Genomic DNA, 14,421 nt, shown 5'->3' on the forward strand with positions numbered 1-14,421 from the left:
AGCGGGCCTTCCGCTCCGCACCGTGAGCATGCGACGGATGAGATGACTTTAGGTCAGATGTACGCGAAACGGCTCAACACGGTCACTCCTGAGTGTCACCCGGGCTGCGGCCGGCCGTGGTGTCCGGTTGGCTGCCCCCCGACGGACGCGGCTTCGACCACGGCCACCGCGGGCGCCCACCCCGGCCGCCCGCCGGGTCGAACAGGTACTTCCAGCCCTGGGTGATCCCCAGCCGCCTGCTGTGACCGCGGGGCACCCGGCGGTAGACGAGCACGGTGGGCGGCCCGCCCGCGGCGTCCGGGACCGGGATGCGGTACGTCTTGGGCGGGTGGCCGGTGGGCCCGACCAGCACGGGCAGCACCCGGCCGTCCATGGGCCCGCCCTCGAAGGGGGTGTCCTGACTCTTCACGGCACCAGTGTCAGCCATCCGCCGACGCCAGGGCGGCCACCAGCGCCGCGGTCTGGGCGTCCCGGGCCGCGGTCACCGTCATCACCGCCACGAACTGCTCCACCAGCCAGTCCCGCAACTCGCCGACGGGCGGCTGCTTCTCCTCGTCCAGCCAGATCAGCGAGGCGGCCTCCACGGCCGTGATCCACATCCGTACGGTCATCCGCAGCCGCGGGCCCGGCGCGGCGACGCCGAGGTGCCGGAAGATGTGCTCGGCCGCGGCCCGCCGCACGCCGTCCACGATCGCGGTCGTCCGGGACGTCTCCACCACGCTGCCGCCCTGGAGCAGCGCGCTGAAACCGGCGTCGTGCTCGTCGACGAAGGTCAGGTAGCGGTCCAGGGCGCGGGCCAGACGGGGCTTGACCGGGCCCTCGCGGGGCTCGTCGAAGCAGTGCTGGAGCTCCTCCGCCGCGGAGCGCAGCGCGGCCTCGTACAGCTGCTGCTTGCCGCCGGGGAAGTACCGGTACACCAGCGGGCGCGAGACCCCGGCAGCCTCCGCCACGTCGTCCAGCGAGACGTCCTCGGGCACCCGGTGCGCGAACAGGGACAGCGCGGCGTCGAGGAGCTGGGCCCGGCGTTCCTCGACGCTGAGTCTGCGGTAGGCGGGGGTGGGGGCCTGCGGGGTCATGAACCGCAGCGTAATCGCTGACCCCGCACCCCGTACGGCACGCACGCCCCCGGTGGCCGGCGCCGGGGTCGTGGGGCGGCGCTTCAGGCCAGCAGCCCGGACGACTTCCACAGCCGCCGCCCGACCCCGCGCAGCACGCCGATGTCGTCCAGGAAGTCCGTGAGCCGCTTGGACCCCGTCTGCATCACCTCACGCCGGTGGCCGCTCGCCTTGACCTGCGCCATCGCCTCCCGCTTGTCCAGGCCCACGTTCGTGTAGACCTCGGGGTTCACGAAGGCGACCGAGAACACGCGGGCGAACTCGCCGGAAGTGACCCGGGTGAACTCCTGGGACCACTTCGGCGCCGTCACCATCTGGCGCCGCAGCTCCTCACGGGCGTACCGCACATGGCGGGCCTCCTCCACGACGTGGATCCGCGTGACGCCCCGGATCAGCGGCTGCACCCGCTCGTCCGGGAAGGTCAGCCGCTGCATCCAGTCCAGGACCTCCTCGCCGAGCAGCGTGGCCGTGAAGGACCCGGGGGTCGTGGAGATCGTCTTGAACAGGCGCCCCAGGTTCTGGTGCGCCCGGCTCACGGGGTACCAGGGCGTCCCGCCGCGCGCGATCACCCGGGCGAACATCTTGGAGTGCCGGCACTCGTCCTCGATCTCCGTCAGGGCGTACCGCACGTGCGCGCTCGTGGCCGCCTTGTCGTAGATGTGCCGGACCAGGAGCTGCATGAGGATCAGCTCGAACCAGATGCCGAGCGAGGCCAGCGCGGCCGCCTCGTGCTGGGAGAGCAGGATCCGCTGCTCCTCGCCCATCCGCTTCCACAGCGGCGTGTCGTACAGCGAGACGAGCTCCGGCGGCCAGAACCACTTGCCCTCCTCGAAGGGCGCGTCCCAGTCCAGCTCCTTGTCCGGGTCGAAGGAGTGCTTGGCGGAAGAGTCGAGCAGCCGCTCGGCCACCTGCTCCCGGTCCTTGAGCAGGCCGAGCGCGTCGCGCAGACCTGCGAGCGCGTCGGCTTCCGTCACGGTCGTCATGGCTGTCCCACCTCGTTACCCGGGGTCACATGTTCTCCGACTCTTATGAGACTGCTTGTCAGCAAGGCCGTCAATCCCTTGCACATGACTTGTTGACCCGGCGTCTACGTGTGAGCCTGCGAGGTATGCCGACCTACGACCTGTACGCGAAGGACCCGGGTGACCCCAACTGGCAGGTGCCGGCGACCGGCGCGGCCCGCTTCAGCTGGGAGTACGACGACGGCCGCGACCGGCTGCTCGCCCTGTACCAGAAGGGCAAGGACAAGCAGTGGGACGGGCAGAAGCGGATCGACTGGGACCTGGAGGTCGATCCCTACGACGCCCTCGGCACCCCCGAGGAGTCGATGACCCTCTACGGGACGCCGTACTGGGACAAGATGACCGAGCGGGAGAAGGGGGAGCTGCGCCGGCACTACGCCTCCTGGCAGTTCAGCCAGTTCCTGCACGGCGAGCAGGGCGCGATGATCTGCGCCGCCCGCATCGTGGAGTCCGTCCCCGACCTGGACGCGAAGTTCTACTCGGCGACCCAGACGATGGACGAGGCCCGGCACGCCGAGATCTACGGCCGCTTCCTGCACGAGAAGATCGGGATGCTCTACCCGATCAACGACGACCTCCAGTCCCTGCTCGGCGACACCCTGCGCGACAGCCGCTGGGACATGCCGTACCTGGGGATGCAGGTCCTCATCGAGGGCCTGGCCCTGGCCGCCTTCGGCATGATCCGGGACACCACCACCAAGCCCCTGCCCAAGCAGATCCTGGCCTACGTCATGCAGGACGAGGCCCGGCACGTGGCCTTCGGCCGCATGGCGCTGCGCGACTACTACAAGGAGCTCACCGACGCCGAACTCCGCGAGCGCGAGGAGTTCGTCATCGAGGGCTGCTACCTGATGCGCGACCGGCTGCGCGGCGTCGAGGTGCTGGAGAACTTCGGCATCCCGAAGGCGGAGGCCGAGGAGCTGAGCGAGCGCTCCGAGTTCCTGCAGCTCTTCCGCCGGCTGCTGTTCAGCCGCATCGTCCCCTGCGTCAAGGACATCGGCCTGTGGGGCAAGCGCCTCCAGCAGGCCTACGTCGACATGGGCGTCTTCGAGATGGGCGACTCCAACCTCGACCTGCTGATGGCCCAGGACGAGGAGATCGCGGAGCAACTCGACGCGGAACGCTTCGCGGCGGAGGAGCGGGAACGGGTCGCGGAGGTGACGGACGCCATCGAACAGGGCCAACGCCTCGGCGGCTGAACCCGGCCCACGCACCCCCGGCCCACGCACCCCCGGCCGACGCACCCTCGGCCCACGCACCCCGGCCCGCGCACACCCGCCGGGAGCCACCGCCGGCGGGTGCTCGCGCCGCGGTGGGCGTCGGTGCCGCGGTGTGCGTAAGTGCCGCGGCGGGTGTCCGTGCGCGGCGGGTGTCAGCGCTTCGGCCGGCTGTGCAGCACCGCCTGCATCACCCGCTTGGCGATCGGCGCCGCCGTCCCGCCCCCGCTGATGTCCCCGCGCCGCGCCGACGCGTCCTCCACCACCACGGCTACCGCGACCCGCGCGTCCACGTCCCCGTCGCCCCGCGCCCAGGACACGAACCAGGCGTACGGCGTACCGGAGTTGCCGAGGCCGTGCTGGGCGGTGCCGGTCTTGCCGCCCACCGTGGCACCCGGGATCGCCGCGTTCGTGCCGGTGCCCTCGGCGACCACGTCGGCCATCAGCTCCTGCAGCCGCACGGCCGTCATCGGCAGCATCACCTGCCGCGCCGGCCGAGACCCGGCCGCGGACACCGTGCCCCCGCCGCGGCGCGTCGTCCGCTCCACCAGATACGGCGTCCGCAGCTGGCCGCCGTTGGCGACCGCCGCCGCCACCATCGCCATCTGCAGCGGCGTGGCCCGCGTGTTGTACTGCCCGATCGACGACAGCGCCAGCTGCGCCCGGTCCACCTGGGAGTCGAAACTGCTCGGCGCGACCGAGAACGGGATCCTGATCCCCTTGTCGTTGAAGCCGAAGGCCCGCGCCGTCGACCGCATGTCGTGGACGCCGACCTCCACCCCCAGCTTCGCGAACACGGTGTTGCACGACCACTCGAAGGCATGGCGCAGCGAGGCGTCACGGCAGTCGTCCGCCTCGTTCGCCAGCCGGGTCCTGGTGCCGGGCAGGGTGTACGGGTCGGGCGAGCGGGTCCGCGCGTCGAGGTCGGTCACCACCCCCGCGTCCAGCGCCGCCGCGGCGGTGACCACCTTGAACGTCGACCCCGGCGGATACGTCTGGCGCACCGCCCGGTTGAGCATCGGCTTCTCCGGGTCGGCGTTCAGCCGCGCCCACGCCGCCGTCACCGTGGGCCCGTTGCCGGACAGCTCCGCCGGGTCGTACGACGGGGCGGAGACCAGCGCCAGGATCCGGCCGGTGGCCGGCTCGATCGCCGCGACCGCGCCCCGGCGCGTCCCCAGCCCCTCGAACGCGGCCCGCTGGGCGGCCGGGTTCAGCGTCGTGACCACGTTGCCGCCCGGGGGGAGGGACCGCGTGAAGTCGTTCCACAGCGGGAACGCCGAGAGCATCGGATCGGTGCCGGCGAGCACCCCGTCCTCGGCGTGCTCCAGGAAGGTCGTCCCGTACCGCTGCGAGGCGAACCCGGTGACCGGCGCGTACAACGGCCCTGCCACATAAGTCCGTTCGTAGCGGAGTTGCTCGCCGGTGTCCCGGGAGCCGGTGACCGGGCGGCCGCCGACCAGGATCTGCCCGCGGGGCTGCCCGTAACGGGCGATCGAGGAACGGCGGTTGAAGGGATTCTCCTCGAACGACGGCGCCCGGAACAGTTGCAGCCAGGCCGTGTTCACCAGCAGCGCCACGAGCAGCAGGACGCAGAAGGCGGCGGCATGGCGGATGTACCGGCTCACGGCGCGCCCTCCTCGCGGTTCACGGGGCGACCCGGCCGTCGTACTGGCGGCGCGCCACATGGCTCACCCGGATCAGCAGCGCCACGATCGACCAGTTGGTGACGACCGACGAGCCGCCCTGCGCCAGGAACGGCATCGCCATGCCGGTCAGCGGGATCAGCCCCGTCACCCCGCCCGCGATCACGAACACCTGCAGCGCCACGATCGAGGCGAGCCCGACCGCGAGCAGCCGGCCGAAGGGATCGCGCAGGGCGAGGCCCGCCCGGAAACCGCGCTCCACGAGCAGCCCGTACAGCAGGAAGAGCCCGGACAGCCCCGCCAGGCCCAGCTCCTCGCCCGCGGTGGCCAGGATGAAGTCCGACTTGGTCGCGAAGCCGATGAGGACCGAGTGGCCGAGGCCGAGCCCGGTGCCGAGCAGCCCGCCCGCCGCGAACGAGAACAGCGACTGGGTCACCTGGTTGGGGCCCACGCCCGCCTCGATGGAGGCGAAGGGGTGCAGCCAGTCCTCGACACGGCTGTGCACATGCGGCTCCAGCCGGCCGACGGCGACCGCCCCCGCCACGGCCAGCAGCAGCCCCAGCGCGATCCAGCCGGTGCGGCCGGTGGCGACGTAGAGCAGGACGACGAACAGGCCGAAGAACAGCAGCGAGGTGCCGAGGTCCCGCTCCAGGACCAGGACGACGACGCTCAGCAGCCAGATCGCCAGGACCGGGCCGAGCACGCGCCCGGTGGGCAGTTGCAGCGGCCCCACGCGGCGGCCCGCGAAGGCGAGCGCGCTGCGGTTGGCGGCCAGGTACGCGGCGAAGAACACCGCCAGGAGCACCTTGGCGAACTCGCCCGGCTGGATCGAGAAGCCGCCGATCCGGATCCAGATGCGGGCGCCGTTCACCGCAGGGAAGAGGATCGGCAGGGTGAGCAGCGCGAGCGCGGCGACCACGCAGACGTACGCGTAGCGCTGGAGCCAGCGATGGTCGCGCAGCATCAGCACCACGAGGATGAACAGCGCCACGCCCAGCGTGGACCACACCAGTTGGACGGGCGCGGCCTCGTCGCCCGGTGTCTCCAGGTCGAGCCGGTAGATGAGCACCAGGCCCAGACCGTTCAGCAGCACGCCGATGGGCAGCAGGAGTGGGTCGGCGTACGGGGCCCGCAGCCGGACCGCGCCGTGCGCGAGCAGCGCCAGCACGCCGAGTCCGGCGCCGTAGCCGGCGGCGCCGGGCGGGACCGTGCCGGACCGGGCGAGGCCGACCGCGCAGTAGCCGTACACGGACAGCAGGACGGCCAGGACGATGAGGGAGAGTTCGACGCCGCGGCGCCGGGGGAGGCGGACGGTGGGCGCGGGCGGGTCCGCCGTGGCCACGGTGGTTCCGGCCTTGGTCATGTCCGGAACCTACCCAAAAGTCGCTTCCGGTCGGCCGCAGCGGTGGGCGCCAGCGTGGCGCGTCCCCGGGGGTGGGGCTCGAACGCACCGGACCCCGTGCCCGGGTGCGGTCCGCGCAGGGGCACGGGGTACCTCCGCCCGAGGTGGGTAGGCCCGCACGGGACGGGCGAGTCCGGCTCACCGCCACCCTAGGAGCGCCGGGGTCCGGCCGCCCGTCACACTGCGCCATCGGGGACGGCGCCCCCGGTCTCCGATCCGTCGGTCCCCGGCGGCCGGTGAGGCAGCGTCAGGGTCGCCACCGCCCCGCCGTCAGGGGCGTCGGCGAACTCCAGCCGGGCGCCCAGCACCTCCGCCTGACCCAGCGCGATCGTCAGCCCGAGGCCGTGCCCCGTCGCGCCGCCCTCGGTGCGGAAGCGTTGCGGGCCGTGCGCCACGAGGTACGCGGGATAGCCGTCCCCGTGGTCCCGCACGGTCACGACCGGCCCGTCCACGGTCAGCACCACCGGCGGCCGTCCGTGCCGGTGCGCGTTGGCCACCAGGTTGCCGAGCACCCGCTCCAGCCGCCGCCGATCGGTCTCCACGCACACGTCCCGCAGGATGCGCACGGTGACGCCGGACCCGGTGTCCGTGCCCGCACGGGCCCCAGTGTTCCCGGTATGGGCCCCGGCCTCAGCGGCTGCCGCCGCTCCCCCCGCTTCCGCCGCGGGCGCCGTGGCACGTACCACCCGCTCCGCCAGCGCGCCCAGCCGCTCCGTGTCGAGGTCCAGCCGCTCCCGCCCGGTGTCCAGGCGCGAGATCTCCAGCAGGTCCTCGGTGAGGGTGCGCAGTGCGGCCACCCGGTCGCGCACCAGCTCCGTCGGGCGCCCCGGCGGCAGCAGCTCGGCCGCCGCGTGCAGACCGGTCAGCGGGGTGCGCAGCTCGTGCGCGACGTCCGCGGTGAACCGCTGCTCGGCCAGCAGCTTGCCCTGCAGCGACGACGCCATCGAGTCCAGCGCGGCGGCGACCGCGGCCACCTCGTCCTGCGGGCGCGTCGGGTCCTTCGTCCGGGGGTCGTGCACCCGCGCGTCCAGGTCGCCCGCGCTGATCCGCCGGGCGACCCGGGCCGTCGCGTGCAGCCGCCGGGTCACCCGGGTCACCGCGAACGCGCCCACCAGCAGGGTCGCCCCGATCGCCAGTCCCGACGACCACAGGATCGCCCGGTCCAGGCCCGCGATGGTGCGCGCGTTCTGCGCGTAGTCGACCTCGACGGCCAGCGTCCGTCCGTGGTCGGCGGGCCCCGCCGCCCACATCGTCGGCCGACCGTCGTGCCGGTCGACCATCGTGCCGCGTTCCCCGCCCGCGGCGAGCCTCCGCAGCGACCCGGGCAGGCCCGCGGGATCGACACCGGCGCCCGGCGGCAGGGTGTCCCCGGCCTCGAAGGCGCTGGTGGCGTCCCGCAGCCGGGACAGCGCCAGCGTCCTGGCCCGGCCGACGGTCTGGTCGGTCACCGAGACGTGCACGAGCACGCCGAGCAGCGCGGCGAGCCCGCAGGACATGACCGTGATGAAGGCCGCGGCCTTCACGGCGAGCGCCCCGGCCCAGCGGGGCAGCACCAGCCTCACCGCAGACTCGCGGAGGGCGTGGCCGACGGACGGGGCGAGGCGGCCGCCGAGCCGGACTCCTCCGGCAGGGGCGGTCCGGAGGACGCCCCTGGACCGGCGGTCTCCGGCGAGGCCGGCCCGGCGGAGCCCGAGGCCCCCTCGCTGCGCGCGGGCGCGGGCTTGCGCCGGGCGGGGCGGCCGGTGCGCAGGAACTCGTCGCGCGAGAACACCATGGCCCGCTGCTCCGGGTCCCACGACCACGTCGTGCGGTACTCGTACCCGGCGATCCCGGCGGGCGAGCGGATGATCACCGCCCGTCCGGCCAGCTCCACGCCGATCACCGCGTCGTCGTTGGCGAAGACCTGCTTCAGCCGGTGCCCCTCGAAGGTGTAGACGCGCACCGCCGTCTGGTTGGTCGGGTACAGGCGGAAGCCCAGCGTCATGTCCTCGCGCCCGTCACCGGTCAGGTCGCGGTAGTACGCCCGCAGCACCGGACACCGGGCCCGGTCCCGGCCGCCCGCGCAGTCCGCCAGCCGGGCGGCCGTGTCGCGGTAGGGCGCCTTGCCGCCGCGGTAGTCGCCCGGGTGCGCGGCGACCTCGGCGCGTACGACGGCAACCGGGTCCACCTCGCGGGTGTCGTCCCCGGGCGCCGTGACGCCCTTCACCGTCTCGATCTGGAGTTCGTCGTACGGCCAGGCGGGACTCGCGGCCGGGGTCAGCGAGGGCCACAGCCGGGCGGGGCTGACCGCGGTGGGCGTCGGGCCCGCGCCCCGCAGCCCGCCGGCGTCGCCACAGCCCGCCGCCGTGGCCAGCAGCAGGCCGACGAGGGCGGTGACGAGGGCGGGACGTCTGGAAAACACTGCGCTCCGGTCGGGAAGTCCTTCTGCTTCACCCGATGGACGCCGGCGGCCGGCCCCCGGGTGCGTGCGCCGCGCCGGGCACATGCCGGGCGATGCCGGGTCCGCGCCGAGCGGTAGCGGGCACATGCCGAGCGCGAGCCGGTGACGCGCCGGGCGGTCCCGCCCGCGCGCCGGGCGCACACCGATCATGTGCCGGGCACACCTTACGCATCTTCCGACGAAACGATTACTCGGCCAGCTCCTCCAGTAATCGGGCCGTCGGCAGCCCCGCCCGCAGATAGGCGACGAACAGGTCGTTGTGCAGCGCCCAGGGGGAGCGGCGGGCCCGGACCAGCCGGATCGCCTCCTCGGCGGAGCGCCCCCGCCGGATCAGCGCGTGCGCGACGACCAGACCCGAGCGGTTGTACCCGTGGAAGCAGCGGACCAGGACCCGGCGGCCGTCGTCCAGCGCGTCACCGGCGGCCCGCGCCAGCCTTATGACACCCGCGAGCTGGGTGCCGTCCAGCGGTCCGTCCGGGATCGGCCACACATGGTGCTCGACCCCCGGATCCGGTCCGTGTCCCGGCAGCCTGAGCAGGGTCTGCACCAGATCGAACTCGTCCCGCACGACGGCGAACTGCCGCGCCCCGGAGCGCCCCTCGAACTCGTGTCCGCCCATCCAGAGGCCGGGCACGATCTCGCTCCACGGACTGCCCGGAGCCGGTACGTCGGGTTGCTTCCCTCGGGTCCGCAACGACGCCTCCCAGATGCCCTCCCCACCGCTCTCAAAGGTAGCCGGGTTCTTGCCCCTGGAGCACCCCGCCTGTTCCCATGGTCGTGGGGTGATGGTGCATGAGTGGACTGCGCGTCATACCGACCTGGCGCCACGGACAGGAACGGCTGTACGTCTGCCGCGCCGACGGCAGCAACGTCGCCTGGTACGACCGTGAGGCCGCCCGGGTCAACCTGCTCGGCGAGAGCCACCGCGACGACGTACTGGAGGCCCTCGGCCCCTTCCTGACCGGCCCGGTCACGGTGGGCCCGCCCCCGGTGCCCAACCCGGCCGAGCTGGCGCGGCTGAGCCTGCATCCCGACGACGACCTCGCGCCCAACCGCCCCGGCGAGGCGCTGCTGATCGCCCTCGACCGGGACCCGGGCCCCGCGCACCGCCTCCGCCCGGACCCGCGCCGCCGGGCGCTCGCCGCCGAGCAGACGGTCGGCGAGGCCCTGGACCGCCTGGACGGCGCCGGCTGGCACACCCTGCACTCGATCCCGCTGCCCGGCGGCGGCCGCATCCACCACCTGGCGATCGGCCCCGGCGGCCTCTTCGCCGTCCACACCCTGAACGCCCGCAAGCAGCGGGTCCAGGTCGCCGACCCCATGGTCACGCTGAGCCGCCACGAGCCGGAACCACTGCTGCGCCGCATCCGCGCCGAGGCCGACCGCGCCTCCTACGCCCTCACCGCCGAGGTCCACGCCCTCCTGGCCCTCACCGGCCCCGCCGACCTGCGCGTCACCGCCCCGCCCCGCGACGTCCGCGTCCTGCGGGACACGGAACTGCCCGGCCTGGCCCGCCTGGGCGGCGTCCTCAAACCGGCGGACGTGGAGGGCCTGCACGCCATGGCCCGCGACCGGCGGACCTGGGGAAAGGTCTGACCGAGCCCCGGGCGGCACCCCCGGCGGCCTTCAGCGGCCGTCAGGAACGGCCTTCAGCAGTCTTCCGCGGCTGACAGGAGCGGCCTTCGGCGGCCTTCAGGGCAGCGGACGGGCGCGCCCGCCGTCCAGCAGCGGAGCCAGCAGGTCCCCGTGGTCCCGCACCCGGGGCGCGAGGTCGTCGGCCCGGAACTCCAGCGCCCGGGGCACCCGGCACGCCTCGACCTCCTCCCAGGTGAGCGGCGCCGAGACCAGCGGCTCGGCCCGCGCCCGCAGGGTGTAGGGGGCCGCCGTCGTCTTCCGCGCGGCGTTCTGGCTCCAGTCGACGAAGACCTTGCCGGGCCGCAGACTCCGGGTCATCCGGTGCAGCACCAGTCGCGGCATGGCCTGCTCCGCCTCCACGGCCAGCCCCTTGGCGTACTCCGACGTCCGCTCGCTCGACGCGTCCCGCACCGCGGCCAGGAGATGCAGGCCCTTCGACCCGGACGTCTTGGCGTACGCCTCGATCCCGTCCCGGGCCAGCCGCTCCCGCAGCCACAGCGCCACCCGGCAGCAGTCCACCATGTCCGCCGGCGGCCCGGGGTCGAGGTCGAACACCAGCCGGTCGGCCTGCCCCGGCGCCTGGATCACCCACTGCGGCGTGTGGAACTCGGTCACCAGATTGGCCGCCCACATGAGACTGGGCAGGTCCTGCACCAGCACCATCCGGGCCGGGCCCTCCGAGCGGGGCACCTCGGCGGTGGTGACCCACTCGGGCGTACCCGCGGGCACGTTCTTGACGAAGAACACCTCCCCGTCCGGGCCGTCCGGATACCGCAGGAAGGACAGCGGCCGGTCCCGCAGATGGGGGAGCAGGACACCGGCGACCGTCGCATAGTAGTGCAGCACCTCGCCCTTGGTGGTCCCGGTCGCCGGATACAGCACCTTGTCCAGGTTGCTGAGCGCGAGCCGTCGCCCCTCCACCTCCGTGATCGGCGCCATACGATAAGAAAACCACGAAATCGTGACGAACCGTTTTCGAGCGATGTCCGAAGTGATGGGGAAGGTGCTGCACGTGCGATCCATCTGGAACGGCGCCATCTCGTTCGGCCTGGTCAGCATCCCGATCAAGCTGGTGAACGCCACCGAGAGTCACACCGTCTCCTTCCGCCAGATCCACACCGAGGACGGCGGCCGCATCCGCTACCGCAAGGTCTGCGAGCTGGAGGACCGCGAGGTCACCCAGGGGGAGATCGGCAAGGGCTACGAGGAGGCGGACGGCACGATCATCCCGATCACCGAAGAGGACCTGGCCCATCTGCCGCTGCCGACCGCACGGACGATCGACATCGTGGCCTTCGTCCCGGCCGAGCGGATCGACCCACTCCAGATGGAGAACGCGTACTACCTGGCCGCGAGCGGAGCCCCGGCCGCCAAGCCGTACACCCTGCTGCGCGAGGCCCTCAAGCGCAGCCGGAAGGTCGCCATCGCCAAGTTCGCCCTGCGCGGCCGCGAGCGTCTGGGGATGCTGCGCGTGGTGGACGACGTCATCGCCATGCACGGCCTGCTCTGGCCCGACGAGATCCGTGCCCCCGAGGGAGTGGCCCCGGACACCGACGTCACCGTCCGCGACAAGGAGCTGGACCTGGCGGACGCCCTGATGGACACCCTGGGCGAGGTGGACCTGGAGGACCTGCACGACGAGTACCGCGAGGCGCTGGAGGAGGTCATCGCGGCCAAGGTCTCCGGCGAGGCGATTCCCGAGGCCCCCGAACCCGCCCGCGGCGGCAAGGTCCTCGACCTGATGGCCGCCCTGGAGAGCAGTGTCCGCGCTGCCCGGGAGTCCCGCGGGGAGGAGGTGGAGCAGGCCCCGGAGCAGGCGGGTGCGGAGGCGGGGGAGAAGGCCGAGGTCCGGCACCTCCCGCGTGGCAAGACGGCCCGCGCCACCCCGAAGGAACCGGCCGGCCGGAAGTCGGCCTCCACCACGAAGAAGACGGCGGCGAAGAAGTCCGCGTCCGCGAAGAAGACGGCGGCGAAGTCGGCCCGATCCCAGGAATCGAAGAAGACGTCCGCCTCCGGCAAGACCGCGGCCAAGAAGACGCCGGCCAAGAAGACGGCGGCCCGCAAACGGACGGCGTGAGCGGGGCGGGGGCACGCCTGGGCGGACCCCGACCCCTCCGTCCTGCGCGTGCGGGACGTGCTACCGGACGCGCCGCAGCGCCAACACCGCGTTGTGCCCGCCGAACCCGAACGAATTGCTCAGCACGAGATCCCCGTCCCCGGGCAGCCTGCGCGCCGCCCCCGTGACCACGTCGAGCGCGATCTCCTCGTCGACCTCGGCGCACCCCACGGTCGGCGGCACCAGCCCGTGGTGCAGGGTGAGCGCCGCCGCGACCGCCTCGACACCACCTGCGGCCCCCTGAAGGTGCCCGAGGTGCCCCTTGAGCGCGGTCACCGGCACCCCGCGCCGCCCGAGCACGGCCCGCAGCGCACCGGCCTCGGCCAGATCCCCCTCCACGGTGGCGGTGGCGTGCGCGTTGACGTGCACGACATCGACGACGTGCCCGCCCGCGTCCCGCAGCGCCCGCCGCAGCGCCAGCGCGACCCCGCTTCCCGACGGGTCGGGCGCGGCCATGTGATGCGCGTCGGCGGACAGCCCCCATCCGGCGGCCTCGCAGTAGATCCGGGCACCGCGGGCCCGGGCGTGCTCCTCGGCCTCCAGCACGAGCAGACCGGCCCCTTCCCCGTTGACGAACCCGTCCCGGTCCTTGGCGAAGGGCCGCGACGGCGAGGTGCCGTCCTCAAGACCGTGGTCGGACAGAGCCCGCATCGCGGCGAACGAAGCCATGATCGCCGGCGTGACGACCGCCTCGGCGCCGCCCGCGAGGGCGACGTCGACGCGGCCGTACCGTATGCGGTCGATGGCCTGCCCGATGGCCTCGGTCCCGGAGGCGCAGGCGCTGGTCACGGTCCGGGCCTCACCGGTGATGTGCAGGTCGAGCGAGACCTGTGAGGAGGCCTGCGAGGGCACGGTCATGGGCGTGGTGAGCGGGGACACCCCTCGGGGCCCCTTGTCCCGCAGCCGGCGGTCCCCGCCGACCAGCACGGAGGCGTCCCCGAGGATGGCGCCGAGGCTGACCCCGACCCGCTCGGGATCGAGTCCGCTCTCCCGGGTCCCGCCGTCGGCGAAGCCGGCGTCGGCCCACGCCTCCCGGGCCGCGAGCACGGCGAACTGGGCGGCCCGGTTCATCCGCCGCGCGGCCGCACGGGGCAGCAGCCCGGCGGGGTCCACGGGCACCACCCCGGCCACCCGCACCGGCAGCTCCGCGAACTCCTCCCCGGTCAACTCCCGTATCCCGTGCCGTCCGTCGAGCAGCCCCCGCCACAGCTCGCCCGCCCCGACACCGAGCGGCGTGAGCGCCCCGAGGCCGGTCACGACGACCCGCCGCGGCCCGGCCCCCGAGGGCTCGCGGGTCGGCCGCGCGTGATGCCGTACGACGTACCCCTCCCGATCGGCGCCCGCGGCCCACCCCCGCACCTCGGCGTCGGAGACGGTCTCACCGCTGCCGGAGTCGAGATCCCGGTGCCATACGCCCCACCGGCGTACGTACGTCTCCTCGACGCCCTGCGGATCCACCGCCCGCAGCCGGCTCACCCGGTCCCCGTCCCGGAACACGACCTCGTCGAGCCGCGGCGACGACACGGACGGAACGCCCTCCACGTCCACCCGCCGGGAGGCGACGACCACCTGTTGCCCCCGCTCCAGGACCTCCTCCCGGTCCACGCCCCCGAGTGGCGGCCGCAGGGTCACGCGAATCGTCTCGGGCGACTCGGGCAGCGTGTGCATCACGGCACACCACCGCCGCCGCTCCACGTCCTGTGGCGAGAGGGCGACCAGATCGCCGGGGACGACCTCGGCGGCGCTAACTGCGTGGGGAGCGAGGGGCACTTCTGGCATGTCGGGCGAATGGGGCATATCTGTACAGCTTCCTGTGGCGCGAAGTGGCGTA

General features: G+C 73.5%; 13 protein-coding genes. 3 read left to right on the forward strand and 10 right to left on the reverse strand.

What is annotated here, in order from left to right; all coding sequences use genetic code 11:
* Positions 1–82: 82 nt before the first annotated feature.
* The 3 genes from ACF1A5_RS03750 to ACF1A5_RS03760 form a co-directional block, all read right to left on the reverse strand.
* The gene (locus tag ACF1A5_RS03750; protein WP_392191153.1) at positions 83–409 is read right to left on the reverse strand and encodes a hypothetical protein; all 327 of its coding nucleotides are present in this window, start codon (positions 407–409) and stop codon (positions 83–85) included.
* A 10-nt stretch (positions 410–419) separates the two neighbouring features.
* On the reverse strand, positions 420–1,076 hold the full coding sequence (locus tag ACF1A5_RS03755) for a TetR/AcrR family transcriptional regulator (RefSeq protein WP_392191154.1): 657 nt from the start codon (positions 1,074–1,076) through the stop codon (positions 420–422).
* A gap of 83 nt (positions 1,077–1,159) precedes the next feature.
* Entirely contained in the window at positions 1,160–2,098 is a 939-nt protein-coding gene (locus ACF1A5_RS03760) for a diiron oxygenase (protein ID WP_392191155.1), read from the reverse strand.
* A gap of 125 nt (positions 2,099–2,223) precedes the next feature.
* On the opposite strand from ACF1A5_RS03760, the gene ACF1A5_RS03765 reads away from it, so the two are divergent.
* Positions 2,224–3,336, forward strand: coding sequence for a ferritin-like domain-containing protein (locus ACF1A5_RS03765; RefSeq protein WP_392191156.1), 1,113 nt, complete (start codon positions 2,224–2,226; stop codon positions 3,334–3,336).
* A 173-nt stretch (positions 3,337–3,509) separates the two neighbouring features.
* Here the strand turns inward: ACF1A5_RS03765 and ACF1A5_RS03770 are convergent, their stop codons facing one another.
* From ACF1A5_RS03770 to ACF1A5_RS03790, 5 genes are all read right to left on the reverse strand, one after another.
* Positions 3,510–4,979, reverse strand: coding sequence for a penicillin-binding transpeptidase domain-containing protein (locus tag ACF1A5_RS03770; RefSeq protein WP_392191157.1), 1,470 nt, complete (start codon positions 4,977–4,979; stop codon positions 3,510–3,512).
* Between the two features lie 19 nt (positions 4,980–4,998).
* Entirely contained in the window at positions 4,999–6,360 is a 1,362-nt protein-coding gene (locus ACF1A5_RS03775; protein WP_392191158.1) for an FtsW/RodA/SpoVE family cell cycle protein, read from the reverse strand.
* 215 nt (positions 6,361–6,575) lie between these two features.
* Complete coding sequence (locus ACF1A5_RS03780; RefSeq protein WP_392191159.1) at positions 6,576–7,961, reverse strand: ATP-binding protein; 1,386 nt, start codon at positions 7,959–7,961, stop codon at positions 6,576–6,578.
* Positions 7,958–8,800 carry a hypothetical protein gene (locus ACF1A5_RS03785; protein ID WP_392191160.1) on the reverse strand — a complete coding sequence of 281 codons (843 nt, stop codon included), beginning with the start codon at positions 8,798–8,800 and terminating at the stop codon, positions 7,958–7,960. Before ACF1A5_RS03785 ends, ACF1A5_RS03780 begins: the two co-directional genes overlap by 4 nt.
* A gap of 226 nt (positions 8,801–9,026) precedes the next feature.
* The gene (locus tag ACF1A5_RS03790) at positions 9,027–9,533 is read right to left on the reverse strand and encodes a dual specificity protein phosphatase family protein (protein ID WP_392191161.1); all 507 of its coding nucleotides are present in this window, start codon (positions 9,531–9,533) and stop codon (positions 9,027–9,029) included.
* Between the two features lie 98 nt (positions 9,534–9,631).
* Here ACF1A5_RS03790 and ACF1A5_RS03795 point away from each other — a divergent pair, with 98 nt between their 5' ends.
* Positions 9,632–10,435, forward strand: coding sequence for a nuclease-related domain-containing protein (locus tag ACF1A5_RS03795; protein WP_392191162.1), 804 nt, complete (start codon positions 9,632–9,634; stop codon positions 10,433–10,435).
* Positions 10,436–10,531: 96 nt separating this feature from the next.
* Here the strand turns inward: ACF1A5_RS03795 and ligD are convergent, their stop codons facing one another.
* Complete coding sequence (gene ligD / locus ACF1A5_RS03800; RefSeq protein WP_392191163.1) at positions 10,532–11,413, reverse strand: non-homologous end-joining DNA ligase; 882 nt, start codon at positions 11,411–11,413, stop codon at positions 10,532–10,534.
* Between the two features lie 73 nt (positions 11,414–11,486).
* Between ligD and ACF1A5_RS03805 the strand changes: the two genes are divergently transcribed.
* Positions 11,487–12,551, forward strand: a complete 1,065-nt coding sequence (locus tag ACF1A5_RS03805; RefSeq protein ID WP_392191164.1) for a Ku protein — start codon at positions 11,487–11,489, stop codon at positions 12,549–12,551.
* A gap of 60 nt (positions 12,552–12,611) precedes the next feature.
* Here the strand turns inward: ACF1A5_RS03805 and ACF1A5_RS03810 are convergent, their stop codons facing one another.
* Positions 12,612–14,369 carry a beta-ketoacyl-[acyl-carrier-protein] synthase family protein gene (locus ACF1A5_RS03810; RefSeq protein WP_392191165.1) on the reverse strand — a complete coding sequence of 586 codons (1,758 nt, stop codon included), beginning with the start codon at positions 14,367–14,369 and terminating at the stop codon, positions 12,612–12,614.
* Positions 14,370–14,421 lie beyond the last annotated feature (52 nt).

The sequence above is a fragment of the Streptomyces sp. NPDC014864 genome (assembly GCF_043081525.1).
Taxonomy (GTDB): domain Bacteria; phylum Actinomycetota; class Actinomycetes; order Streptomycetales; family Streptomycetaceae; genus Streptomyces.